The organism is Sphingomonas psychrotolerans, assembly GCF_002796605.1.
GTDB classification, from domain to species: Bacteria; Pseudomonadota; Alphaproteobacteria; order Sphingomonadales; family Sphingomonadaceae; genus Sphingomonas; species Sphingomonas psychrotolerans.
On record NZ_CP024923.1, the window covers coordinates 1,979,364 to 2,006,284 of the forward strand.

A 26,921-nucleotide genomic window follows, 5' to 3' on the forward strand; every position below is an offset into this window, starting at 1 on the left:
GGTCACCCGTGCGCGACCGGCACAGCGTGTTAGCGGTAACGGTGGCCCGGACGCTCAGGAAATGCAAGCGCTAGCGCGGCCTGGGACTGCCCGCGGCACCGGCGCCACGACGCCCGTCACTGCGCGCCGCGGCCATGCCCTTGGGCGGCGCGGAGGATTCGCGGACGATCAGTTCATGATCGAGCACCTGCTCCTCGAGCTTGTCGGTCACCGACGAGCGATGCGCGCGGATGCGGGCGAGCAGCAGCGCCAGGGCCTCCTCGGCCATCGTCGCGATCGGCTGGCGCACCGTGGTCAGCTCGGGCCAGACGGTGGTGGCGAGCGACGTATCGTCGAACCCGACCACGCTCAGATCCTGCGGCACGTGCAGCCCGCGACGATGCGCGACGCCTACCGCGGCCGCGGCCATGTCGTCGTTGCTCGCGAAGATCGCCGTCGGCGGATCCGCCCGGTCGAGCAGCCGTTCGGCCGCGACGATCCCCGAACGGAAGGTGAAATAGCCCTGCTCCACCGCCGCCGACTTGATGTCGATCCCCGCCTCTTCGAGCGCGGCGGCGAAGCCGCGATACCGCTCGGCACTCGAGGTCTGGTTGGGATTACCGCGGATGAACCCGATCTTGCGGTGTCCCAGATCCAGCAAATGCCGGGTCATCGCCGCGGCACCTTCGAAATCGTCGATCCGCACATTGAGGCTGCGCGCCGGCGGCAGTCCCATCGCGACCGACACCCACGGAATCCCGGCCGCCTCGAGCTCGGCGCGCACCGGCGCCGCTTCGGAGAGCGGCGGCGGCAGGATTACGCCCTCGACGCTGGTCGAGGCGAAGCTCCGCGTCGCCTCGGCCTGCTCGTCCGGACGCTCGCTCTCGCACGCCTCGAGCACGAGATGGCATCCGGCCCGCCGCGCCGCCGCCAGCGCGCCGATCAGGAATTGCGACAGATAGGCAGCCGACGGGTTCGAATAGAGCAATCCGATCTGCGTCGCATCGCCCGCGGCAAGGCTGCGCGCGGCGCTGTTCGGCGAATAATTGAGCTGTGCGATCGCGGCGAGCACGGCTTCGCGCGTGGTCTCGCGCACATTGGTGCCGCCGTTGACGACGCGTGACACCGTCATCGCCGACACCCCGGCAACGCGGGCGACGTCTTGCACGGTGACCGTCCCGCGGCTTCTTCGGCTAGGCTTGCTCATCCCCGTCCTTTGCGCCCGAGGCATAAGATGCGGTTTCGCGGAATGCAATCGGCATGAAACCGGTTTCCTTACGGTTGACCCCGCTAGCGCCCGGCGATAGCTGATAGCGCTACCAAAACACGTACAAAAGGCGCCCGAGCGCCAGACCAGGAGAGGCCCATGCTCATTTCCCGCCGGTTCCGCGCCGCGGCGCTCGCCGCCGTCGCTGCGATCGCGCTGACTCCGTCGCTCTTGCCCGCCGCGCATGCGCAGACGAGCCGCGCCGACAAGCCGCTCTACAAGGACGCCTCCCGGTCGATCGACGCCCGCGTCGAGGATCTGCTCGGCCGCATGACGCTCGAGGAAAAGGTCCAGCAGATGGTCGCGATCTGGCTCCAGAAGGAGAAGATCCAGACCCCCGACGGCGAGTTCGACGCCGCCAAGGCGAGCCGAAACTTCCCCGACGGCCTCGGCCAGATCTCGCGCCCTTATGACCGCCGCGCGATCACCCAGGGTCCCGCCGCGGGCGCCGCCGCCGGCACAGTCAACCGCAGCGCCGAAGACACCGCCCGCTACATCAACGCCGCGCAGAAATGGGCGGTCGAGAAGACCCGGCTCGGCATTCCCTTGATCATGCACGAGGAGGCGCTGCACGGCTATGTCGCCCCCGGCGCCACCAGCTTCCCGCAGGCGATCGCGCTCGCCAGCACATGGAACCCGAGGCTGCAGGAGCAGATCTTCGCGATCGCCGCGCGCGAGATGCGCGCGCGTGGCGCCAATCTCGCGCTCGCCCCGGTCGTCGACGTCGCCCGCGATCCGCGCTGGGGCCGGATCGAGGAGACCTATGGCGAAGATCCCTATCTGGTCGGCGAAATGGGTCTCGCCGCGATTCGCGGCTTCCAGGGCACCACGCTGCCGCTGGCGAAGGACAAGGTCTACGTCACCCTCAAGCACATGACCGGCCACGGCGCGCCCGAAAGCGGCACCAATATCGGCCCCGCCACCGTCTCCGAACGCACGCTGCGCGAATTCTTCTTCCCGCCCTTCGAGCGCGCGGTGACCGAGCTGCCGGTGATGTCGGTGATGCCGTCGTATAACGAGATCGACGGAATCCCCAGCCACGCCAATCGCTGGCTGCTCCATGACGTGCTCCGCCAGGAATGGGGCTTCAAGGGCGTCGTGCTCAGCGACTATTTCGCGATCCGCGAGCTCAACACGCGCCACCACCTCTTCGACAATCTCGGCGACGCCGCGGTCCGCGCGCTCGATGCGACGGTCGATTTCGAAACGCCCGATGCAGAGGCTTATGCGCTGCTGCCGCAACTGGTCCGCGAGGGCCGGGTCAGCCAGGCGCAGATCGACGAATCCGTCCGCCGCATCCTCAAGCTCAAGTTCAACGCCGGGCTGTTCGAAACTCCCTATGTCGATGCGAAGGCCGCGGCCGCCAAGACCGAGACGCCCGATGCGATCGCGCTCGCCCGCGAAGCCGCGCGGCAGGCGATCGTGCTGCTCAAGAACGATAAGGGTCTGCTCCCGCTCGACGCCGGCAAGATCAAGCGGCTCGCAGTGATCGGCACCCATGCCAGCGACACCCCGATCGGCGGCTATAGCGACGTGCCGCGCCAGGTGGTCAGCGTGCTCGAGGGGCTCAAGAACGAAGGCAAGGGCAAGTTCCAGGTCGATTTCGCCGAAGGCGTGAAACTCACCAAGAGCCGCGCCTGGGCCGCCGACGCGGTCGAACTGGTCGACGATGCCACCAACGATCGCCTCCGCGCCGAGGCAATCGAGACTGCGAAAAGCGCCGACACGATCGTCCTCGTGCTCGGCGACAACGAACAGCTCAGCCGCGAAGCCTGGGCCGACAACCATCTCGGCGACCGCAACAGCCTTGAGCTGATCGGCCCGCAAAACCAGCTCGCCAAAGAGATCTTCGCGCTCGGCAAGCCGGTGGTCGTGCTGCTGCTCAACGGCCGGCCGCTGTCGGTCAAATACCTCTCGGAGAACGCGCCCGCGCTGATCGAGGGCTGGTATCTCGGGCAGGAGACCGGCAACGCGGTTGCCGATGTCCTGTTCGGGCGCGCCAATCCGGGCGGCAAGCTGCCCGTCACGATTGCGCGCGACGTCGGACAGCTGCCGATGTTCTACAATCACAAGCCGAGCGCGCGCCGCGGCTATCTCTTCGCCGAGACCAGCCCGCTCTACCCGTTCGGCTATGGCCTTTCATACACGACGTTCGAAATGGCCGCCCCGGTGCTCGCGACCCCGACGATCGGGCGGTACAACAACGTCAAGGTGAGCGTCGACGTGACCAACACCGGCACGCGCGCCGGCGACGAAGTCGTCCAGCTCTATGTCCGCGACGACCTTGCCAGCGTCACCCGGCCGGTCAAGGAATTGAAGCGCTTCGAGCGGGTGACGCTCAAGCCGGGCGAGAAGAAGACCGTGCGATTCGAACTGACCCCGCGCGATCTGTCGCTGTGGAACGTCGACATGAAGCGCGTCGTCGAACCGGGGACGTTCACAATCTCGTCGGGTCCGGATTCGGTGAAGCTCAAGAGCACCACGCTGACGGTGAAATAGCCAACCAAATCCTCCCTCGCGAAGCGGGGGAGGATTTTCAGGCTCAATCGCCATCCAGCCAGGCCGCCACCCAGAACAACGGCGCGTTCCAGTTGATCGCCACTTCGTTCATCGAATAGGCATGCACGTCGTCCACCCAGCAGCGCTGCGGCGCGCACTTCCCTCGCATCGTCTTCGCCACATCGTCGCTCATCGAGGTGGAATTGGGGCCGCCCGATAGCACGCCGGGCGGCGGCCCCGGCAGCCTTGGATCTAGCGAGTGCGCCCAGAAGCGATGGTGCGGGTTCCTCAGCGGTCGGGTGCCATAGCCGCTGACATAGGACTGGCCGAGCGGATTGCGGCCGAGAACATAGTCCATCGCCGCCACCACGGCCGCGCGATACTTCGCCGCCCCGGTCAAATCATACGCCAGCCCGAGCAGCATCGCGCGGTTGAGCAGGCTTGAATTGGAGCCCCACGGATAGCCGCTCGCGACATAGGGTATGCCATAGCCATTGCCCTTTTCGTCGGCGAGGAAGCGGTCGGCGGCCGCGACGATCGCCTCGCGCAACCGATCGATCTCGGTCTTGGGCAGGGCGTTGCGCGTGGTGGCCAGCGTGATCGACCCCAAGGTCGCGGTGCTCGGCCATCCGGGCTCGCGCAGTTCCGCGCGAAAGTGCGGCGAGCCGGTCACCGCATCGCGAAATTCCGCCGCGCCGGTCGTCGCGAGCAGCTCGGCCGCGGCCCAGTAGAATTCGTCCGACACGTCGCCATCGGCATAACCGCCGCTGCCGGTGAAGCTGTTCGTCGCGTAGACCTGCGGGTTGCGTTTCGCTGCCTGCCACGCGCGTTCGGCGGCGACGAGGCAGCGTGCGGCGAACGCATCGTCCGCGCCGCGCCACAGCCGCGCACATTGCGCCGCGGTAGCCGCGAGGTTGAGCGTCGCGGCGGTGGTCGGTGGATAGAGCAGCCGCTCCTCAGGGTCATCCTGCGGCGGCGTCGGCAGCTTCGTCCAGTTGCGGTCGGCGACCTTCTGGTGCGCCATTCCGCCCGCATCAATCTCGGCGAAATCGGAGGGTTCGGTTTCCCACGCCGGCTTGCCCGCTTTGGCCGGCCGGGGCGGTCCGGCCGGAACGCGCGCGCGCACGCCGTCGGCGATCTGCATCTTCAGCAGGAACGCCATCTCGAAACGCGCCTCGTCGAGCAGGTCGCTGACCCGGTTGCCGGCTTCGGGAAGCTTCAGGCTGCCGTCGGCAAAGGCGAGCGGCCGGCGCGCATAGGCGTTGAGCAAGGTCCATAGCGCAATGCCGCCATTGACGACGTATTTGCCGTGATCGCCGGCGTCATACCAGCCGCCGGTCACGTCCAGCGCATAGCCGCAGCCGGGCCATTCGATCCCGCGCTCGTCGCGCCCCGCGAAGCATTTGGCGACTTCCCTGGGATGACCCGCCGGGCGCGCCCATGCGGCACCGACCAGCCGCGCCTCGATCGGCACGCCTGCACGCTGGTGATAGAAGAAAGCGAGCGCATCCCTCGCCAGCGGCGCATAAACCCCTTCGCGGATCGCGAACGGATCGCTGCGCGAACCGGCGACGACGAGGCGATAGCCCTCGCCCGGCGTTCGCACCTCGCTGAAGTCGATCCGCTGAACCTCGGCGCCGGACGCGGCATCCGGGCCATAGACCTTGGCCCTGCCCCGTTTCACTTCGCGTCCGTTCGCGTGGACCAGCACCCATTCGAGCGGCGCGGAGCCGCCCTCGACGATCGCCGTCTTGGCATCGCCCGGTTCGAAGCCGATCTGGTTGAGATGGATCGGCAGCGGTGGCGGCATGGCCGCGCCGAGGGTGAGCGCGGTCGCGGCGAGGATTGGGGCACGCATTGGTAGCCCCCTCACCCCGTCACTCCGGCCTTGTGCCGGGGTCCACCGCGAGGCCGGCAACGGAGAAGCGGCTCATGTCTTGCCGGTGCGGCCTGGTGGATCCCGGCACAAGGCCGGGATGACGATAAAGGATTTAGGGAACCGATCATTCCGCCCTCCCCGCGAACACCCCGAACACCGACCCGACAAACCCGCCGGCAGTCTTCGTCGTCAGCGCGTCGGTGGTGTGTTCGGTCAACGGCCGCCACGCCATCATCGGCACGTCGGGGCTGCCGAGCACCCGCGCATAAGAGAAGATGTAGCGATTGCCGCGCACTTCGATGCGCAGCGCCAGAGGGTTACCCGGCGCAATCCCGAAGGTGCCGGCATCGAGCGTGGTGACCACCTCGCCCGTCGCCGGCGCGTCGGGGCCTTCGCGACGCTCGAGCGCCACCACCAGCCTGCCTTCGATCTGTTTCAGCCCGAGGAAGAACCAGTAATCGTCATTCTGGAGCACGGCGATTCCGGCGCGGTCGCCATCCTTCTCCGGGGCAAAGCGCACCACCGTCTCGGCGCTGGCATTCTGGTGCTGCTGGCGCCGCGCGAGGAACGAGGGATTGCCCTTGTCGCCCAGCCCCACGCCGCGCGCCTGCATCCGCAGTGCGCCGTCCGCCAGCGTGAACCAGTTGCTGCGCGGGTTGCGCAGCATCATCCAATATGGCGCCAGCTTCGCGTCGTCGAACGCGTCGCGCACTGCAAAACCGCCATTGGTCGGCACCGAAGGCGCGGGCTGTGCCGGCAGATCGGGCCGCGCGTGGGTCCACGGGATCACCTGCCCCGGATCGGTGATCCGCGGCCAGCCATTCTCCCAGCGCACCGGCATCAGGAAGGTCTCGCGCCCGGTCGAGTAGAAGTCGTCGGCATAAGGTCGCACGGCGAGGAAGGTCGCCCACCATTGGCCATCGGGCGTGGTGACGAGCTGCGCGTGCCCCGCGGACGTAATCGGATTGGCGCGATCCCCCGGCAAGCCGCGCTGGGTCAGGATCGGGTTGGTCGGGTTCGCCGCATAAGGCCCGGTCACGCTTTTCGAGCGCAGGATGACCTGGCTGTGGCCCTCGGCGGTGCCGCCCTCGGCGCAGCTCAGATAATACCACCCATCCTTCCTGAAGATGTGCGGCCCCTCGATCCAGATCGGCTTCGTCGAGAAGTCGACTCCACCGTTCACCAGCACTTTGCGCGGACCGATCGGCTTGAGCGACTTCAGGTCGAATTGCTGGATCCAGATCGCGCGGTGGCCCTGATATTCGGGCGTTCCCTCGGGCGGGCCGTTGTTGAGGATCCAGGTCTTGCCGTCGGTGTCGAAGAATAAGGACGGATCGATCCCGCCCTCGAGATCGGGCAGCCACACCGGATCCGACCACGGTCCTGCCGGGTTCTTCGCCGTGATCACGAAATTGCCGCCGCAATCGACGCAGGTGTTGAGGATGTAGAAAATCCCCGCCTTCGCCTGGATCGTCGGCGCGAACACCCCGCGCGAGAGCCCAAGCTGCTTGAAATCGAGCTGCCCGGGTCGGTCGATCGCATTGCCGATCTGCGTCCAGCTGACCAGATCGCGGCTGTGGAACACCGGGATGCCGGGGAAATAGCCGAAGGTGGAAGTGACGAGATAGAAGTCCTTGCCCACCCGCGTGACGCTGGGGTCCGGATAGAAGCCCTGCAGGATCGGATTGCGATACTGATCGGGCGCCGGCGGATTGGCGCGGTCGACGGCATCCTCGCCACGATATTCGAACCAGTCGAAGCGCGCGACCGGCTGGGCGGCCGCGGGGGTGGCGAGCAGCAAGGCGAGCAGAACGAAAAGTCTCATGCCGCACAATTCTCCCGGATGAAGTCGCGATGGCTGGGCATATAGTCCGCCGAATTGGCGATCGCCTCGCGAATATGCGCGAGCCGCGACCGCGTCTCCTCGAGGCTCATCACCTCGGCCACGGGGTCGAACCCCTGCGGCTGCAGCAGCTGGCCGTGCATCACCGCGAACCAGCTGGTGTCGTTGAACAATTCCTCATTCTCGCGAAAGGCCCGGCCGTGGCTGCGGAACACCCGCATCTTCTCCGCCAGCCGCTCGGGGATCGCCATGTTCCGGCAATGCTCCCAGAACGGCGAATCCTCGCGTTCGGTGGCGTGGTAATGGAGGATGATGAAGTCGCGTATCTCTTCGTAATCGGTGGCCATGATGCGGTTGTAGCGGTCGATGTCGGCCTGATTGAACTGCTTGTCGGGGAACATCGTCAGGAAGCGCGACAGCCCGCTCTGGATCAGCCAGATCGCCGTCGATTCGAGCGGCTCGATGAACCCGCCGGCCAGCCCCATCGCCACGCAATTCTTGACCCAGAACTGGTTGCGATGTCCCGTCCTGAACGGCACCGTCCGCGGCTCCGCCAGCGGCGCGCCGTCGAGATTGGCGAGCAGGATCGCCGTCGCCTCGTCGTCGGACATAAATTCCGAGCAGAAGACATGCCCGTTGCCGGTGCGGTGCTGGAGCGGGATCCGCCACTGCCAGCCAGCCTTGTGCGCCGTCGAGCGGGTATAGGGCGTCCACGTCTCGACGCTCGCGCACGGCACTGCGATCGCCCGGTCGCATGGCAGATACTGCGACCAGTCGGTGAACCCCGCCTGCAGCGCCTGTTCGATGATCAGCCCGCGGAAGCCCGAGCAATCGACGAACAGATCGCCTTCGACTTCGCTCCCGTTCTCCATCACCACCGACTGGACGAAGCCGTCCTCGCCGCGCAGTTTCACGTCGACGATTTTGCCTTCGCACCGAACCACCCCGCGCGCTTCGGCATAACTCCGCAGAAACCGCGCATAGAGCCCGGCATCGAAATGAAAGGCATAAGCGATGTCGGAGAGCGGCGATCGCCCCGCGTCGATCGCGCGCATGAACTTGTTGCTCCGCGCCGCCATCGCCTGCAGCGACCATAAGTCCACATCCGGCGCCTCGCCCAGCTGGTGCAGCCGCAGGAAATAGGCGTGGAACGACACCCCCTGCATGTCGACGCCATATTTGCCGAACGGGTGGAAGTAAGTGTGTCCCTGCCGCCCCCAATTGACGAACTGGATGCCCAGCTTGAAGCTGCCCTGGGTGGCGCGCATGAATTCGTTCTCGTCGATCCCCAGCATCCGGTTGAACGTCGCCATTTGCGGGATGGTCGCCTCGCCCACGCCGATGATGCCGATATCGTCGGATTCGATCAGCGTGATGCTGGCATAGTCGCGGCCGAGAATGCGCGCGAGCGTCGCGGCAGCCATCCACCCGGCAGTGCCTCCGCCGACGATGACGATGTTGCGGATACGATTGTCGGTCATGCAAACCCCTGAGCAGCGCAATGTCGTGCGAGATACGCCGCATGGTCCGGCATCACCTCGGCGGCGTTGCGAAAGGTCGACCGAACCCGCTCGAGCATCGCCGCGAGCTGATCGGAGTCGAGCGCGTCGGCGAGCGGATCCCAACCGGCGGGCGTGATCCCCTGCCCCAGCATCACTGCGATCCAGCTCGTCTCGGCGAACAACTCGTCCTCACGGCGGAAGATGCGGCCGCGATTGCGGAACAGGTCGATGCGGCGCGACACGCTCTGGGGCACTGCCATCGCGCGAACCTGCCGCCATAAAGGCTCGTCGCGGCCATTCGCCTTGTAGTGCAGGATCACGAAATCGCGGACCTGCTCATATTGGGTGCGGGTGAGGTCGTTATAGGTATCACGCTCGGCATCGCCCCAGCCGGCATCGGGAAACAGTCCGAGCAGCCGGGAAATCCCCGCCTGGATCAGATGGATGCTGGTCGATTCGAGCGGTTCGAGGAACCCGCTCGACAGCCCGATCGCGACGCAATTGCGGTTCCATGCCAGCTTGCGTCGCCCGGCCGTAAAGCGCAGCGGGCGCGGATCGCCCAGCGGCTCGCCGTCCAGATTGGCGAGTAACGCCGCCGCCGCCGCGTCGTCCGAGAGGTGCGCGCTCGAATAGACATAGCCGTTGCCGGTGCGGTGCTGGAGCGGGATCCGCCACTGCCATCCCGCCGCCCGCGCCGTTGCCCGCGTATAGGGCGTCAGCGGCCCCGTGCTGACCGTCGGCACCGCCAGCGCCCGATCGCACGGCAACCAATGCGTCCAGTCCTCATAGCCGGTGTGCAGCGCCTCCTCGATCAGCAGCCCGCGAAACCCCGAACAGTCGACGAACAGCTCGCCCTCGACTCGGCTGCCGTCCTCCAGCGTCACTGCCTCGATGAAGCCATCCTCGCCGCGCAGCGTGACCCGGTCGATCTTGCCCTCGCGCCGCGTCACTCCGCGCGCTTCGGCATAGCCGCGCAGATAGCGCGCATAGAGCGAAGCGTCGAAATGATAGGCCTGAACCAGTTGCGAAAGCGGCGAACTCTGCTCCGCCGCGGGGGCGGCATAGCGGTTCAGCCGCGCCGCCGCCGCGCACATGCTGTATTCCTCGATCGCGCCGGCCCGTCCCGCTGCGCGCAATTTGTGCCAGATCTGGTGGAACCGCACGCCTTCGATGCTGAAGCCAAATTCCCCGAAAGGGTGCAGATAGCGGTGGCCGCTTGCGTTCCAGTCGACGAACTCGATCCCGAGCTTCATCGAGCCCCGGGTGTGCGCAAGGAAGTGGCTCTCGTCGATGTCGAGCATCGCGTTGAAGGCGCGGATCGGCGGGATCGTCGCCTCGCCGACCCCGACGATCCCGATCGCATCCGATTCCACCACGGTCACGCGCACGCCCGCGCGCACCATCCGGGCGAGCGCGGCGGCGGTCATCCAGCCCGCCGTACCGCCCCCGACGATGACGACGCTGCGGATCGCTGGCGCATTCATCGGCTGGCTTTCTGGCCAAGGCTTGACACGCGCAGCATTCCTCCCTCCCCCCGCTAGATGTTAGCGCTCCCACATTCTGGGACTATTTGAGCACCAGCTGGAAGTTTTCTCGTTGCACCGCAGCAAAATCGTTGCAAAACGAGCACATAAGCGTGGCATTGTCACTATGTGTCTTGATCTTTGCTGCGAATCGTTTCTACTCGTGCCCAATAACTACAACAATTGGCGCCACATAATGGTAGCGCTACCATAGGGGAGGAGGGGGACGCTTGATGCACAAGCACGCCATTCATGCATCTGAAAATCCGGCGAAACTGAAGTCCGGGCTGCTCCGTGCGGGCGTGTCCGCGGCGGCATTGTGCCTGTTCGGTGCCGGTTCGGCCTGGGCACAGACCGAAGCCTCGCCGACACCGCCGCCCGCGCAGGATGCAAGCGACGCCGCCGCGCAGGATGCCCCGGCCGAGGACGAAATCGTCGTTCAGGGCTATCGCGAAGCGCTGCGAAGCGCCCAGCAGATCAAGCGCACTTCCGACAGCGTCGTCGACTCGGTGACCGCCGAGGACATCGGCGCCCTCCCCGATCGTTCGGTCGTCGAGACCCTTCAGCGCATCCCGGGCGTGTCGATCAGCCGCTTTGCTGCCGGTAACGATCCCGATCACTTCGCCGTGGAGGGCTCGCAGGCCACTGTCCGCGGCCTCACTTATGTCCGCTCCGAGTTCAACGGCCGCGAGGCCTTCTCGGCGCTCAACGGCCGCTCGCTCGGCTTCCAGGACGTCGCCTCCGAACTGCTCGGCGGCGTCGACGTCTTCAAGACGCCGACTGCCGACCGCATCGAGGGCGGCATTTCGGGCATCGTCAATTTGCGCACCCGCCTGCCCTTCGATTCGAAGGGCACCTATGTCGCGGGCGCGCTCGAGCTCAATTATGGCGATTTCGTCGACAAGTCCGCGCCCACGCTCTCGGTGCTCGCCAGCACGCGCTGGGATACCGGGATCGGCGAGATCGGCATCCTCGGCAGCGTCGTCTATTCACAACTCTACACGCGCAACGATCGCCTGCAGGTGTCGAGCTTCCGCGTCCGGCCGATCTATTCGGACGGCACGCGTACCGACGTGGTCCCGTTCACCGGCGCGACGCAGCAAGGCAGCGGCATCTTCCCGCGCGGCGCAGTGATGGGCACGCAGGAATTCGAGCGCGAGCGCTACGGCTATTCGGCCGCGCTCCAGTGGCGCAGCAACGACGGGTCGATGGAAGCTGCCTTCCAGTTCCTCCGTTCGGACGCGCGCCAGGACTGGACCGAGAACACGATCGAGATCGCGACCGACAACGTCACATCGAACGGCGACAGCCGCGCCCGCGCCGGCACTTCGGTGTCGTTCGACGACGATATGCTGTTCGACAAGGGCCTGATCACCGGGCCGACTGGCTGGCGATCGGACCAGCAGGTCGCTCCCGGCACCGGCGCGGCGCTGGCGGGCCGCCGGACCCCGGCATTCGGCCTCCAGTCGAACAACCAATATCGCCAGCATGTCGATCGCAGCGTTACCGACGATTACGGCTTCAACTTCAAATGGGATGTCAGCGAGCGCTTCGGGCTGAGCGTGGATTATGACCATGTCGAATCGTCGGGCGAAGTCCTCGACAACGGCATCTGGTCGTCGACCTTCCAGGACGTCTATATCGACCTGAACGGCCTCAACGTGCCCACCGTCAACTTCGTTGCGCCACAGAATTGCGTCGCGCCGAACGCGCAAGGGGTCTGCACCGCCGCGCCGGGCTCGACGGGTAATGATCCGACCTATTATACCGGCACGCACCAGAGCTTCCTCGATCCGTATAACAGCTTCTGGCGCTCGGCGATGGATCATGCCGAGGAGAGCTCGGGTAATTCGGATGCTTTCCGGATCGACGCCGAACTCAGCTTCCCCGACACCAGCTTCCTCAAGTCGGTAAAGGCGGGCTATCGCTACGCCGATCGCGACCAGATTGCGCGCAACTCCACCTATAATTGGGGTGGCCTGTCGGAGATCTGGGGCAATGGCGGCCCGGTATGGCTCGACGAGAATATCGGCGGCGTCGGCGGCGACCAGCTCGGCACCACTTCGCAGGCGGCCAATTATCAACCGGCTTTCTTCAACAATTTCTTCCGCGGTCAGACCAGCAATCCCTCTGGCGCCGGCGGCGAGGGCCGGCTTTATTATTCAGGCCGCCCGGCGAGCGATTATGCGTCGTACATCGCCTTCGCCAATGCCGTACGCAACGAATGGCTGCCGGCGGGCACGGCGCCAACCGGTGGCGCGGGCGGCTGGCTGTCGTTGGCCGATCGGCCAGGCACGGTGAACGGCAGCTATTATCTGCCGGGTGAGATCAACCCGATCGAGGAGATCAACCACGCCGCTTATGTGATGGCCAAGATCCAGCAGGACTTCTCGAACGGCTGGAACCTCAACGGCAATCTCGGGGTGCGCTACTCGACCACCAGGCGGACGAGCAGCGGCTTCGTGCAATATGCGACGACCGATCCGCTCACCTCGGACGCGAACTGCCGCGCCACCATCCAGACCATCGTCAATCCGGCGGCCGGCCAGACGCCGCCCAATCCGCCGACGGTGCCCGCAGGCTGCGCCTTCCTCTACACCAATCCGGCAGCGCGCGCGGCGGCGCGATCGTTCCAGAACGGTGCGGTCGTCCCCAACGATTACGAACTCACTTACGATTATTGGCTGCCCAGCGTGAATTTGAAGCTCGAGGTCGGTGGCGGGCTCCAGTTCCGCGCAGCCTTCTTCAAAGGGATCTCGCCCCCCAACACCACCCAGATCCGGAACTATTTCCCGATCGCACTCGGCGCCCAGACTCCGATCGGCGCGACGCTCACCGTGGTGCCGAACACCGCCACTGCGGACCCGAATGACGGCATCATCCAGGGCGAGAATGTCGTCCGCATCGAAGGCGCCGGCATCCGGGTCGGCTCGCCCGACCTCAAGCCGGTGACCGCGAACAATTTCGACCTCACCGCCGAATGGTATTTCAACCAGGTGGGTTCACTGACCCTCTCGGCCTTTTACAAGGAAGTGAAGGGCGTGGTGGTGTTCAACACCGAGCGCCAGAGCTTCACCAACAACGGCCAGACCTACGAAGCGGTGGTGTCGCGCGAGTTCAATTCGCCCGAGACCGGCAAGGTGAAGGGCATCGAGATCGCCTATCAGCAGACCTACGACTTCCTGCCGGGCTTCCTCTCCGGCCTCGGGCTGCAGGCGAACTACACCTATGTCGACAGCTCGGGCGTGCCCCAGCCGACGCTCCCGCCGGGCGATCCCAGCGTGGCCGGCGGACTGGTGTCGAACATCGATGTCGGCGGCTTCGGTCTGCAGGGCCTGTCGAAGCACAATTTTAACATCACGCCTTTCTACGATTACAAGGGCCTGTCGCTGCGTGCCTCGTACAGCTGGCGCTCGCGCTACATGCTGACCACGCGCGACGTGATCACGCCGTTCGATCCGGTGTTCCAGGAGGATTACGGCCAGCTCGACGCTTCGCTATTCTATCAGGTCTCGAAGAATTTGCGGCTCGGCGTGCAGGGCGTGAACCTCACCAATGCGATCACCAAGACCTCGGTGGCGATCCAGGGTCCGGACGGCGTCGACGACATCCGCGTCATCCCGCGCGGCTGGTTCATGAACGATCGCCGCATCTCGATGAGCGCGCGCTTCAACTTCTGATCGGCGTACACCCTGCCTGGCGCCGCCGGTTCTGCCGGTGGCGCCTTTTTTTCGACCGCTGTCCTTCGTCGCGTCCCGGCGCCGCGCACCGTCCTGTCAGGTGCTGGACCCGGGCCTTAAGTCGCCGGATCAGGCCGCAGGCCAGGGGAACCCCGTTCTTTCAGCGGCAGCGGCGTACCGCGCGCGACCCCGGCGAAAGAACCACCGCGCCACGTCAGCTCTGGCGCATTTGTGAGTTCCGACCTGGAAAACGCCTGTTTCCCGATGGTTGATCTTTCGTTGACGTAAATTTCCATAAAATCATCTTGCAATGTTGGAAATGGTGAACGAGACCATTGTCACGGAAGCAAGCAGAATCAACTTATAACCAGCTGTAAACTGGCGATAATGCTGCGGAAGCAATCCGCGTCAAAGGGGGTGTTCATGCGTATTTCTGTCGTTGTGCTTGGCAGCGTAGCATTATTCTCCGCGACAATAGCCGCGGCCTCCGAGACCGTGACCTACACCTATGACGCCAAGGGGCGCCTGGTGAAAGTCGAGCGCTCGGGTACGGTGAACAACGGCGTCAAAGCCGAATACACGCACGACAAGGCGGACAATCGCAGGAACGTCAAGGTGACGGGCTCACCCAACCCCGCTCCCTGAACCCCTTACATAGCCTCCCTTCCAGTCAAGCCATTCCAGATCCGGAGACCGGACAATGATGATTCACGCCCGGGCCTTGCGCTCCGGTGGCGGCAAGGCCGTCGCCCTGCGTCGCGCGCTTTCGTGCCGCGCCCTGCTCAGCCTGACCACGGTTCTTTGCTCGGGCATGGCAAGCCCGGTGCTCGCACAGGCTGTGGAGCCGCCGCCCGCGCGACAGTCGATCGACGGCAACGGCGTCGACCTGTTCTCCGGCGCCTTCAACGTTGAATCATACAAGCTGACGATGGGCGCCGGGGACCAGGCGGCGACCTATTATCAATATTTCCGTTCGGGATATGGCTGGGGCAGCAACACCGCCAGCCACCTCTACCGCAACGTCAGCGCCAGCAAGGCCGAGGTTACGTGGCAAGGCCGCACATTCACGTTTTCAGGCACATCGACCTATACGTCGGTTGATGGCGACGGTGCCAAGCTGGTGGCAAGCGGCGGTCTTTATATTTTCACCACTCGCGACGGCACGGTCGTCCGTTTCGATCCGGCGTTGGGCACGAACAGCCGGGTCTATGTCAACGGCGGCCAGGCCATCGATGCGACCTACGCAAACGGCTACAAGATAACCTTCAATTACGAAGAAAAGCATTACATCAAGAGAGTGGTCGTCGCGGGCGAAGTTGACTTCATAGAAGTGCCCGTTTTTCGCCTGCTGAATATAACATCCTCATCCGGCTATAAGACGCAATTCTCGTATGCAGTCGGCAGCCCCGGTCAGAATGGCGCCGCCTTTGGCAGTTTCTATCAAGTCATCGGCGTGACGCAGACCAACACGTTGAGCAGTTCGTCGGCGAACCAATCGATGAGCAGGACGAATAATCTCGACAGTTTCTCAAACGGCACCATCACGATCACCGACCCGGCGGCGCGCGTGATGACCTATCGGGTAACGGCGGGATCGGTAGCCGGCATCACGCGTCCAGGAAGTTCGAGCGAGGACGTTACGGTGGCGTATGACGGCTCGAGCCGCGTATCGAGCGTGACCACCGCGGCGGGCGCGGTGACCTATGGCTATGCGGACAATGCCGGGTACCGGACGACGACGGTAACCGATCCTCTGACGCATTCGACTGTCTACGTGTTCGAGATCGCATCGCAGCGGATGAAGTCGATGACCGACGCGACGGGAAAGACGACGAGCTGGCTGCACGATGCCTATGGCCGGCGGACGCAGGAAACGGCGCCGGAGGGCGATTACGCGCAATATGCCTATGACGGTAACGGCAATGTGACCCAGACGACGCGGGTCGCCAAGGCCGTGGCAGGCCTGCCCAACATCGTGACGACCGCCAGTTATCCGTGCGCGAGCACGGCGACGTGCGACAAGCCGCAATGGACCAGGGATGCCAAGGGCAACCAGACCGATTATACGTATAATTCGTCTACGGGAATGATAAGCACAATTGTCGCGCCGGCGGACGCCAACGGCGTCCGCGCGACGACGAGCTTCAGCTACACGACCGTCAACGGCATGCAGATGCCGAGCGGAACGTCGATCTGTGTCACTGCGGCGTCCTGCGCGAACAGCGTCAACGAAGTCAGGACGAGCATCGGCTACAATGCCAATGGCTTGCCGACCACCATGACGCGGCAGGCCGGCGACGGCTCGCTGGTGGCGACGACGACGGCTGCCTATGACGATATCGGCAATGTGCTGACCGTCGACGGACCGCTTGCGGGTTCGGCCGACACCGTGCGCTATCGCTACAATGCCAATCGCGAGCCGGTGGGGGTCGTCAGCCCGGATCCGGATGGCGGCGGTGCGCTCAAGCCGCGCGCGCAGCGGCTGACGCGCGACGCGAAAGGAAGGGTGACCTCGGTCGAGCTGGGCAATGTCAACAGCCAGTCCGACGCGGATTGGCCGGGGTTCGTGGCGCTGCAACAGGCGACCACCGACTATGACGGCGCCGACCGCCAGGTGAAGACGACAATATCGGCGGGCGGCACGACGTCCGGCGTGACGCAGTACAGCTACGACGCGGCGGGCAGGCTCGATTGCACCGCGGTTCGGATGAACAGCGTAACTTGGGGCGCGTTGCCCGGCGCGTGCAGCCTCGCCACGACCGGAGCCGCCGGACCGGACCGGATCGTGCGGGTGCAATATGACAATGCCGGCCGGCAGACCAAGGTGACCTCGGCATACGGTTCCGCGGAGCAGTCCGACGACGCGACGACGAGCTGGACCTCCAACGGCCAGGTCGAGACGGCGACCGACGCCGAGGGGAACAAGACCAGCTACGAATATGACGGGTTCGACCGGCTGAAGTTCACGCGTTATCCGGTGACGACGGTCGCCGCTGGCACGAGTTCTACCACCGATTACGAGGAGCTCGGCTACGACGCGGCGAGCAACGTCACCAGCCGGCGCCTGCGTGACGGGCAGACGATCACCTACGGCTATGATAATCTCAATCGGGTGACCAGCAAGATCACGCCGGGTGCTGCCAATCAGGATTGGGACGTAACCTACCAGTATGATCTGTTGGGCCGGCCTACGCGGGCGGTTGCTGACGGTTGGCTCACGAACGCCTTCACCTATGATGCACTCGGACGCCTGGTGACCGAGCAGAATTACGAAGAAACTACCTATCACCGTTATGACTTGGCGAGCCGGGAAACGCGACTGACGTGGGGCGACGGTTTCTACGTCGACTATGACCATGCAGTCACCGGCGAGGTCACAGCGATCCGCGAGAATGGCGCGACCTCGGGCGTCGGCGTGCTCGCGACCTACGGCTATGACAATCTCGGTCGCCGGACGAACATCACGCGCGGCAATGGGACGACCACAGGCTACGGCTATGATGCCGTTTCGCGGCTCGCCTCGCTGACCCACGATCTGGGGGGCAGCGCCTATGATTTCACGAACAGCTTCAACGGTTATAATCCAGCGGGTCAGATCGCCAGCGCGACCCGCTCGAACGATGTCTATGCCTGGGGCGGTCACTACAATGTGGATCGTCCGTATACCGTCAATGGCCTGAACCAGATGACGTCCGCAGGCGCGACCAGCCTCGGCTATGATGGACGCGGAAACCTCAACGCGTCCGGCGGTCTGGGATATGGCTACACCACCGAAAATCGCATGGCCTCGACAACCGGGGGGCTTTTGATAGCCTACGAACCTGCGGGCGGCCAGTTGCTGGAGATTTACGCGGGTGCCACGTCCGACATCCGGTTCGGCTGGTCGGGCTCGCGATTGGTGTCCGAGCGGAATGTGGCTGGCGGGGTAAGTACGAGTATCCGCCGCTACGTACCCGGCCCAGGCGTCGACGAGACGGTCGTCTGGTACGAAGGCTCGGGCACCAACGACCGTCGCTGGTTGCACGCCGACGAGCGCGGCTCGGTAGTCGCGGTGAGTGACGGCTCGGGCAACGTGATCGGCGTCAATCGCTACGACGAATATGGCATTCCCGCTTCAACTAATATCGGCCGCTTCCAGTACACCGGACAGGCTTGGTTGCCCGAACTCGGCATGTATTATTACAAGGCCCGTATCTACTCGCCCACCTTGGGTCGCTTCATGCAAACCGATCCGATTGGATACGGCGATGGGATGAACTGGTATAATTACGTTGGCAGCGACCCCGTTAACAAAATCGACCCGAGCGGCCTCGATGAATTCTGTTTTAACGGTTCCTATAGCGGCTATAATTCTACTACGAACGAGTTCTACGTGGGACAATATAGACAGTGTGTCTTAGTGCCTGGCCCATTTCGCGGAGATGTTCCAGCTCGTAGTGGCGGCGGCGGCGGAAGTAGTAGCCGAGGTCAAATGCCGAAAACAACACAGGAAAGATGCAAACCTAGTAAGGAGACTACTGCCAGCAAGATTGCCGCCGGAGCCGAAACGACCGGCCTTGTAGCTGATGGAGTGGCAGTTGCCGCAGGCGTTGTCGGCCTTGCCACTGCGCCTACAGGAGTGGGACCAGTAGCCGCTGGCGTTACTGCTCTTGCGGCGAGAACCGTATCTGCCGGGTCGAACTTGGTGGCCTTGGGTGCGAATGCGTGGGACGGCAACTGGAGTGCAGCGGGGGGCAATGCAGTAGGTATCTTTGCGGGTTCCGCGGCCCAACGAGCTACCAAAGTTGGGCTCAACAATATATTCGCGCGCCAGCATTTTGGTGCGAATTTAGGCCAAGAAAGAGCAGGTCACACTTTGACCGACATGACTGGTAGCGCTTTCCAGAACAGCGCCCCCAAGCTGGTGTGCCCATGATTGATTTTAATATATTGTCAATCCTACTCGCTTGCCTAGCAGGTATTGGCTTAGATTGGGCATTTTTCGAGAGAATATCAAATTTGATGCCGAATGCATTCTCAGGAATTCCGGAGATACATTACAGAAATCACTCAAAATTTAGACTTATACTTACCGTCATTGGATCTATCATTAGTATTGCTGGACTTTCCGAGCAACACAGAAGCATATGGCTTCTCTTCATTGGGGTGAGTTTATTTGTATTTTCGCAAATATTAGCCTATGCATCGGTATATCGCAGCAGGATTAAATGATGTGCCGCTATCCCTATACCTGTTGCGGCTTCTGATTCATTCCGCAACCGGGTGAGGACGCCTGATCGCCGCTGCGTCCGTGCCGATGAAAATGAGACTGAACAAGGTCAGCCCGCTCGCATTCCAGCCGGTCATGTTGAGACTTGCCTATCTCAAAACACCTTGGCGGATTGGCAGGTCCGCGCGGCCGACGATCGTACCGCCTCGCATTTCGCTGCGGCGAGGCTTTCCAGTTCGACGAGCTCTCGATCGCGGGCCGAGTTACGTTCACATTGAAAAAATAGCGAGACATGTCGCGACTCCACCATAGGCGGGAGCGCAATGGTCTCTCAGTCGCCGAAAGCCGGAACAATGGTGGCGATGAAGTGAAAAATACATCCTTCCGTTAGATAGCCAGATCAAGACGGGGTCCTCTGCCGTACGAGATCTACCGGCAGGCGCCCCGAAGGCGTCTCCCCGCTCAGCGCGTGTCCCCGCCCCCGCCTCGATCACTTGCCGTTGCCCGGGGCGTAGGGCGTCCGGATCGCCTTGTACCAGTCGAGATCGTGCGCCGGCGCGGCATGTCCGGCGGGAAGCGGGCGCTTCGACACCGACTGGAAATAGGCGATCGAGGCATCGCGCCACCACCCCGCCTCGTCGCGCTGGATCGCGAGGAAGTCGCGCACCTCTTCCCAGCGCCGCGCGTCCACCTTGCCCGCGAGCGGCTTCCACGCGGCCTGCATCGCCTCGACTGCCGCGACTCCGCGATCGTAGCGGACGATCAGTTCGTCCCACAGCGTCCACCCCGAACGGGTGCGATAGTCCCATGGTACATGGTGGAACCACAGCAGGAACTGCTCGGGCACTCGCTTGCGGTCGCCGAACCGCGCCGCGACTTCGGGCGCATATTGCCCGACGGCGTTGGTGCCCGTCGCGGTCCTGTCGAAGCCGATCCCGCGCGCATCGGCCTTGTGGTAATAGACCGGGTTCCATTCGGGCCGCGCGAGATCGGCGATCCACGGCCCCGGCCCATAATGGTGCCCCGTCGCCATCAGATGGCCGAGCCCGAGCGGCGTCATGTAATCGACCACCGCCTCGCGCGACTCCATCATCATGCGCACGATCGGCCCGGTCACGGCGGGATCGTTGCCCCAGGTCATCGCCGCCCAGTCGCGGGCGATCGGCTCGGCCTTCGCTTGCGGATCCCAGGCGAAGCGGCCGAACGCATACCAGTTCGCCTGATCGAATTGCGACCCCGACCAGTTCACGTCGCTGCCGATATTGGCGACGCCGGCCATCCCCGTCGCCGCGCCGCTTTCGAGCACCTTGGCGACAGTGCTGCCCTTGCCCGGGCGGAAGGTGTCGGCCTGCAGCGCCTCCTCCCACAGCGGGCCCAGATAGGCGAGATGGGTGGCGAAGCCGAGATATTCCTTGGTGATCTGCACTTCCATCATCAGCGGCGTCTTTGGCATCGCGCCGAACAGCGGATGGAAGGGCTCGCGCGGCTGGAAGTCGATCGCGCCGTTCTTGACCTGGACCAGCACATTGTCGCGGAACTTGCCGTCCAAGGGCTGGAACTCGGTATATGCCTGCTTGTGGCGGTCGTCCGGATTCTCGGCGGCATAGACGAACGCCCGCCACATCAGCACGCCCTTGTGCGGCGCCAGCGCGTCGGCGAGCATGTTGGCGCCCTCGGCATGCGTCCGCTTGTAATCGGACGGCCCGGGCTGCCCCTCCGAATTGGCCTTGACGAGGAACCCGCCGAAATCGGGGATCGCCCGATATATCTCGTCGACCTTGTCCTTCCACCAGCGCGCCACCTGCGGATCGAGCGGATCGGCGGTCTTGAGCCCGCCCAGTTCGATCGGCGCCGAGAAGCGCGCGGTCAGATAAACCTTGATCCCGTACGGGCGAAACACCTCCGCCAGCGCCTTGACCCTGGCCAGCCATTCGGGCCGCAGCACATCGGCATTGGCGTTGACGTTGGTCAGGACGGTGCCGTTGATTCCGATCGAGGCGTTGGCCCGCGCATAATCGGTGTAGCGCGAATCCTTGTGCCCCGGCAGCTTCTGCCAGTCCCAGATCGACTGGCCGGCATAGCCGCGCTCGACATACCGATCGAGATTGTCCCAATGATTGAGCACCCGCACCGCGAGCCTCGGCGCGTCGCTGATGTCGAGATCGTCGAGCGATTGCCGCGTCTGGATCAGCTTGAGGAAGCGGAACACCCCGTAGAGCACCCCGATTTCCGCATTGCCGGCGATCACCGTCACCCGCTTGCCGCCGATCGCCGCGCTGCGGATCAGATAGCCCTCGCGCCCGAGCTTCGCGAGCGGCAGCCCGAGCGGCGCGATCAGCGGCGACTGGGCCGTCCCGAGCACCACCGCACCGTCGCCGATCACTGTCTCGCGCCGCACTGGATCGTAGCCGAGCATCCCCGCCACGCCGCGCCGCAGCTCGCCGGCAGCGACCAGCATCGTCGTCCCGCCCGCCGCAGTGACCTGCGTCACTAGCGCGGCATAGCGGTCCCGCCACTGCGCCTCGACCGGCTGATAGCGCAACCACAAGTCATAACCGGTCTCGGCGCGCACGCTCGCCGGCAGCGCCGCACCCAGCAGAAGCAGAACAAAAGCAAGGAGCTGCCGCATTTTCATCCTCTCATCGCCCCGGTCTCCCGCCGCGCGTTGACTGTCCGTAGCAGCTTGCCCATGGTAGCGCTATCAGAAGACGCGCCACAACCGCGCGCAAGGAGAGAGACGATGACGCGATTGACGCGCCGCGAAATGCTGGCGGCCACCGCGGCCTGCGCGGTCGCGAGCCCTGCCCTCGCCACCCGCGCGCCCTCGCTGGGCGCGCTCGCCAAAGCGAAGGGCATGCGCTTCGGCTCGTGTGTGGCGTGGAGCACGCCCGGCGCCGACGCCGGCTCGTTCGCCAATCCGAATTATGCCGCGTTGCTCGAGCGCGAATGCGGCATCCTCGTTCCCGAGAACGAATTCAAATGGCAGCGGCTGCGTCCCGATCCGGTCAAGTTCGACGTCACCCGCTTCACCGACATGCTCGATTATGCCGGGGCCAAGGGCATGGCGATGCGCGGCCACACCTTGCTGTGGCACAAGGCGCAATATTTCCCCAAATGGCTCACTGGCTATGATTTCGGCCCGAACCCGCGCGGCAAAGCCGAGGCTGTGCTCACCGACCATATCCGCACCCTGTGCCGCCTCTATGGCGACCGGATCACCAGCTACGACGTCGTCAACGAGACGATCGACGAGCAGACCGGCCTCCAGCGCGAGACCTCGCTGTCGAAAGCGTTCGGCGATGCCGATGCCATGGTCGACCTCGCCTTCCACACCGCGCGCGAGCACGCCCCCGGGGCGCAACTGGTCTACAATGATTATATGAGCTGGGAGCCGGGCAACGAAAAGCACCGCGCCGGCGTGCTCAGGCTGCTCGAAGGCTTCCGCAAGCGGGGCGTGCCGGTCGATGCGCTCGGCGTGCAATCGCATATCGGCGTCTATGGCGGCAATCCGGGCGCGGCCGCGGCGCGGCAGGAAGCCGAATGGCGCCGCTTCCTCGATGCGGTCGTCGCGATGGACTATAAGCTGCTGATCACCGAGTTCGACGTCAACGACAAGGATCTGCCGGCCGATCCCAAGGTGCGCGACGCCGCCGTCGCGGCCTATGCCGACGCCTATCTCGCGATCATGTTCGCCTATCCGCAGCTCCGCGACGTGCTGGTCTGGGGAATGTGCGACAAATATGGCTGGCTCAACGGCTTCAGCCCGCGCGCCGACGGCACCGTCAAACGCGCCACGCCCTATGACGCGCAGTTCCGCCCCAAGCCACTGCGCGAAGTCTTCGCCCGGCGCTTCGCCGCGGCGGCGGCGCGGCCGGTGTGAGCGCCATTCCCGGAAGCAGCCTCCATTCCGGTTCAATCGCCGCCTGGCCTTCGAGCACCTGCACTTCGGGCTGTGCGATGCCGACGCGGATGGAGCGCGGTGCCGCCGGGAGCAATCCCCGGATCGAGGAGAAACCGACGGCGCACCTGGCTACGCCGCCGGCTCCGGAGTATCAGAGGGGCTGCGTTCAGGGGCTGTCGGGGTCGTCGTCATTCGTCGACACGTAAACGGCCGTGCCGATGATCGCGGCGGCAGCGATGAGCATAATCGTTACTGATCCGTCGAGATTACTCGATTTCTCGCCCGCGGTAGATGCGCGCTGTAGCGATAACATAGATGCCGATGCCTGAGCGACGGGTACTGCCGTCACGCCGAACGTCAGCATTGACGCAGTTACGACCTTAAGAAGGCGCATTTGTGAGCCCTTTCAGTTACTAAAGGCCTCCCCACAGAACAGGTTGTCCCCGCATTTTACCTTCGTCCACCGCAGCGCGACGAGTTGCCCTAATCCAAAGGCGGTTCCATCGGCCGCCTGGGGTTTGTAACCTCCCAATCGGCTCAAAGAATCCACCCCTTTTGCCGGCTTCCGTTCAGAAAAGCAGTGCTAGCCCGGCAAGCGCTAAGGGATGTGCGACGGCGCCCGCAGGCGGTCGCCCGCCGCGAATGTCAGGCAGATTCGCCGAAATAAACGAAGCTCATCTTGTTGCCATCAAGATCGCGGACATAGGCACCGTAAAAATCAGGGCCATATTGCGGACGAGGACCGGGATCGCCCTCATTGCTTCCGCCATTAGCCAGTGCCGCCGCATGCACCGCGCGCACTTCAGTCTCACTTTTACACAACAGGCCAACCATGTTGCCATTACCGGGAGTTGCTGAATCCTTGTTATGTGGCGGCGCGACCCAAATCCGCCCGCCGCCGCGCAGCTCGTAGCAAAAACCGTGCGGCATGAAGTCGGCAAAGATCGTACCTCCAATCAACGGCAACACGGCATCATAAAAAGATCGCCCCTGGGCGACATCATTCGAACCGATCATCACGTAGTTTAGAGACATGCTTGAACCCCAGCCAATATTGGAACATATAGAGAACAGCTAACGGATGACGCACGGTCGTGCAACCCTTGAACACTGCCGGATTGCGAAAATACCCGACAACTCGCAGGTGAGTTCCGGGTCGTCGTGAAATGGCCGCTATCAGCTATGCTTTCCCGTGAGCCGTCAGTCCGCGCTGCCCGCCAACAGCCGACATCCACCGCCCGGAGTTCGCAGCCTCCACGATCGCCCCCGGAAATCCTCCCTTTGTCGGCTTCCGTTCAGAAAAGCGGTGCTAGCCCGGCAAAGCGCCATTAAGGGATGCGTGAAGGAGAGCCGGCAATGGCCGCGGTGGCTGCAAAGGGAAATGCTTCGCCTGAGGTGCTGCTCGCACCGGACGGGCTCGACGCGTCCATGCTCCACCGCTTCGCCGACGGCATCGCCTCCGGCCATGCGGCGGCCCCGGCCGGCACCGGCGCCGCGTTCCTCGCCCGGATCGAGCAACTGGCGGCGGTGGAGGCCCAACGCCGCGAATGGTCCCGCCAGCTTCCGCATCTCGATCGCAGGAGCCGGGCGCAGCGCGTGCGCCAGCTGCCGGGCGGTGCCCATGAAGACACCCTGTTCGATCTCGCCGCGCACCTGACGGGCTTCCTCCAGCGCCGCCTGCCGGTCGAAGCCAATATCGTCGCCAATCGCTATGTCGACATAGCCCCGCAAGGCCCGAGCGGCTGGGCGACACTGCCGTTGTTCCTCTCGCTCCACGCCGCCGAAGCGGGCGACATCGCCCTTGCCGAGGCCATGCTCGCGCCCTCCCCGCCACGGCTCATCGTGATCGGCGGTCTTTCGGGCACCGGCAAATCGACTCTCGCCCGATTGCTCGGCGCGCGGCTGGGCCGCGGCCCCGGCGCGCGCGTCCTGCGCTCCGACATCTTCCGCAAGCGCCTCGCCGGGATCGCCCCCGAAACCAGGCTGCCGCCAGCGCATTATACCCGGCACAATGACGAGGAAACCTATGAGGCCGTGTTCGAATCGGCCTATGACCATCTCGCCTGCGGCAGCTCGGTGATTCTCGACGCCGTGTTCCTCAGCCGCAGCGAACGCGACGTGGCCGAGGCACTCGCCTTCCGTATCGACGTGCCCTTCACCGGCATCTGGCTCGAAGCGCCCGAGCGCGATCGGATCGCCCGGGTCGCCGCGCGCAGCGGCGATGCTTCGGATGCAACGCCCGAGGTGGTGCGCGAACAATCGCGGCTCTCGATCGGCGAGCTTTCCGGCTGGCACCGGATGCGAGTCAATCGTCCGCTCGAAGTCATCGTCGCCGCCGCACGCGCCGTGCTCGAACGGCGGCGCTGATGGCGCGGATCGCGACGCTGACGCTCAACCCCGCGCTCGATTTGTCGACGCGCACCGACACGGTCCGCCCCACCCACAAACTGCGCTGCGCCGAACCCCGGCTCGAACCCGGCGGCGGCGGCATCAACGTCGCGCGCGTGGTTCATGCGCTCGGCGGCGAAGTGACTGCGGTGTTCCCGTGCGGCGGCCCCACCGGCGCGACGTTCGAGAAGCTGCTGCGCGATACCGGCGTGCCGGTCGCGCCGGTGCCGATCGCCGGCGCCACGCGCGAGAGCTTCACTGTCGACGAAACCGAAACCGGCGAGCAATATCGTTTCGTCCTCCCCGGCCCGACGCTGGACGAAAACGAACTCGAGCAGTTGCTGCAGACCGTGACCGGGGGGGATAGCCCGCCGGACTATATCGTCGCCAGCGGCAGCCTGCCGCCCGGTTGCGATCCCGCGATCTTCCACAAATTGTGCAGCCTCGGCGGAAAGATCGGCGCGCGGCTGGTGGTCGACACTTCGGGTCCGGCGCTCGCCGCGCTCGAGGGCGGCTGCGCGTGGCTGATCAAGCCCAGCCTGCGCGAAGTCGAGGAGTTGGTCGGCCGCGAACTCGCCGGCGAAGCCGACCAGACCGCCGCCGCGCGCGAACTGCGCGATCGCGGGTTCGCGGAAGTGGTGGTGGTGTCGCTCGCCGAACGCGGCGCCTTGCTCGTCGCCGAGGGGACCGAGCTGCGCATGCCGGCGATCGAAGTGCCCGCCGGCAGCGCGGTCGGCGCCGGCGATTCGATGGTCGCCGGGCTCACGCTCGCGCTCGCCGCAAAAAAGAGCCTCGAAGAGGCCTTGCTCTACGGCGTCGCCGCCGGCGCGGCTGCGCTGCTTACCCCTGGCACCGAGCTGACCCGGCGCGAGGATGTCGAGCGGCTCTACTCGGCGGCTTTGGCGAAGGGCTCGACGCAGAACAGGTCGTGAAGCGATTCGAGCATGCGCTTCGCTTCCGGGCTCGCCAGCGAATAGAAGATCATCTGGCCGGCGCGGCGCGCGGCGACCATCCCTTCGCGGCGGAGTAGCGCCAGCTGTTGCGAGACGGCAGTGTCGCGCGCGCCGGTGAGCCGAGCGAGCTCGCCAACGGATTTCTCGCCGTCCCATAAATGGCACAACAGCAACAGGCGGCTACGACCCGACAGCGCCTTGAGGAACAGCGACGCGCGGTCGATTTCAGCAATCATTTGGTCTTTCACGGCGCGCACCGCTATGCGGGTAATGCGTTTGTTGCAACCGCTATGAGACG

General features: G+C 64.6%; 16 protein-coding genes. 7 read left to right on the forward strand and 9 right to left on the reverse strand.

Annotated features, from left to right (window positions below; translation table 11 throughout):
* Positions 1-70 precede the first annotated feature (70 nt).
* Entirely contained in the window at positions 71-1,186 is a 1,116-nt protein-coding gene (locus CVN68_RS09095) for a LacI family DNA-binding transcriptional regulator (RefSeq protein ID WP_100281918.1), read from the reverse strand.
* Positions 1,187-1,345: 159 nt separating this feature from the next.
* Between CVN68_RS09095 and CVN68_RS09100 the strand changes: the two genes are divergently transcribed.
* Positions 1,346-3,745, forward strand: a complete 2,400-nt coding sequence (locus CVN68_RS09100) for a glycoside hydrolase family 3 N-terminal domain-containing protein (protein WP_100281919.1) — start codon at positions 1,346-1,348, stop codon at positions 3,743-3,745.
* 43 nt (positions 3,746-3,788) lie between these two features.
* Here the strand turns inward: CVN68_RS09100 and CVN68_RS09105 are convergent, their stop codons facing one another.
* The 4 genes from CVN68_RS09105 to CVN68_RS09120 form a co-directional block, all read right to left on the reverse strand.
* Entirely contained in the window at positions 3,789-5,603 is a 1,815-nt protein-coding gene (locus CVN68_RS09105; protein WP_100281920.1) for a glycoside hydrolase family 9 protein, read from the reverse strand.
* A gap of 145 nt (positions 5,604-5,748) precedes the next feature.
* Positions 5,749-7,449, reverse strand: coding sequence for a glycoside hydrolase family 43 protein (locus CVN68_RS09110; protein WP_100281921.1), 1,701 nt, complete (start codon positions 7,447-7,449; stop codon positions 5,749-5,751).
* On the reverse strand, positions 7,446-8,948 hold the full coding sequence (locus CVN68_RS09115) for a tryptophan halogenase family protein (RefSeq protein ID WP_100281922.1): 1,503 nt from the start codon (positions 8,946-8,948) through the stop codon (positions 7,446-7,448). The genes CVN68_RS09110 and CVN68_RS09115 overlap by 4 nt, the downstream gene beginning before the upstream one ends.
* Positions 8,945-10,453 (reverse strand): tryptophan halogenase family protein, encoded by a 1,509-nt coding sequence (locus tag CVN68_RS09120; RefSeq protein WP_100281923.1) that lies wholly within the window; start codon positions 10,451-10,453, stop codon positions 8,945-8,947. The genes CVN68_RS09115 and CVN68_RS09120 overlap by 4 nt, the downstream gene beginning before the upstream one ends.
* Positions 10,454-10,725: 272 nt before the next feature.
* Between CVN68_RS09120 and CVN68_RS09125 the strand changes: the two genes are divergently transcribed.
* The 3 genes from CVN68_RS09125 to CVN68_RS09135 all read left to right on the forward strand — a co-directional run bounded on the left by CVN68_RS09125 (position 10,726) and on the right by CVN68_RS09135 (position 19,087).
* Positions 10,726-14,172 carry a TonB-dependent receptor gene (locus CVN68_RS09125; protein ID WP_100281924.1) on the forward strand — a complete coding sequence of 1,149 codons (3,447 nt, stop codon included), beginning with the start codon at positions 10,726-10,728 and terminating at the stop codon, positions 14,170-14,172.
* A gap of 423 nt (positions 14,173-14,595) precedes the next feature.
* A complete protein-coding gene (locus tag CVN68_RS09130; RefSeq protein WP_100284312.1) occupies positions 14,596-14,817 on the forward strand; it encodes a hypothetical protein in 222 nt (73 codons plus the stop codon).
* Positions 14,818-14,872: 55 nt separating this feature from the next.
* Positions 14,873-19,087, forward strand: a complete 4,215-nt coding sequence (locus CVN68_RS09135) for an RHS repeat-associated core domain-containing protein (RefSeq protein ID WP_100281925.1) — start codon at positions 14,873-14,875, stop codon at positions 19,085-19,087.
* A 784-nt stretch (positions 19,088-19,871) separates the two neighbouring features.
* Here the strand turns inward: CVN68_RS09135 and CVN68_RS09140 are convergent.
* Complete coding sequence (locus CVN68_RS09140; protein WP_100284313.1) at positions 19,872-22,010, reverse strand: alpha-glucuronidase family glycosyl hydrolase; 2,139 nt, start codon at positions 22,008-22,010, stop codon at positions 19,872-19,874.
* 111 nt (positions 22,011-22,121) lie between these two features.
* On the opposite strand from CVN68_RS09140, the gene CVN68_RS09145 reads away from it, so the two are divergent.
* Positions 22,122-23,261 carry an endo-1,4-beta-xylanase gene (locus CVN68_RS09145; RefSeq protein ID WP_100281926.1) on the forward strand — a complete coding sequence of 380 codons (1,140 nt, stop codon included), beginning with the start codon at positions 22,122-22,124 and terminating at the stop codon, positions 23,259-23,261.
* 187 nt (positions 23,262-23,448) lie between these two features.
* Here CVN68_RS09145 and CVN68_RS09150 read toward each other — a convergent pair whose 3' ends face one another.
* The gene (locus CVN68_RS09150; protein ID WP_100281927.1) at positions 23,449-23,676 is read right to left on the reverse strand and encodes a hypothetical protein; all 228 of its coding nucleotides are present in this window, start codon (positions 23,674-23,676) and stop codon (positions 23,449-23,451) included.
* 251 nt (positions 23,677-23,927) lie between these two features.
* A complete protein-coding gene (locus CVN68_RS09155; RefSeq protein WP_199560243.1) occupies positions 23,928-24,299 on the reverse strand; it encodes a VOC family protein in 372 nt (123 codons plus the stop codon).
* 339 nt (positions 24,300-24,638) lie between these two features.
* Between CVN68_RS09155 and CVN68_RS09160 the strand changes: the two genes are divergently transcribed.
* Together CVN68_RS09160 and CVN68_RS09165 are read left to right on the forward strand one after the other, a co-directional pair.
* Entirely contained in the window at positions 24,639-25,649 is a 1,011-nt protein-coding gene (locus tag CVN68_RS09160; protein ID WP_100281929.1) for an AAA family ATPase, read from the forward strand.
* Complete coding sequence (locus tag CVN68_RS09165) at positions 25,649-26,602, forward strand: 1-phosphofructokinase family hexose kinase (RefSeq protein WP_100281930.1); 954 nt, start codon at positions 25,649-25,651, stop codon at positions 26,600-26,602. Before CVN68_RS09160 ends, CVN68_RS09165 begins: the two co-directional genes overlap by 1 nt.
* Here the strand turns inward: CVN68_RS09165 and CVN68_RS09170 are convergent.
* Entirely contained in the window at positions 26,557-26,871 is a 315-nt protein-coding gene (locus CVN68_RS09170; RefSeq protein ID WP_233503654.1) for an ArsR/SmtB family transcription factor, read from the reverse strand. The two genes, CVN68_RS09165 and CVN68_RS09170, sit on opposite strands and share 46 nt — an antisense overlap.
* Positions 26,872-26,921 lie beyond the last annotated feature (50 nt).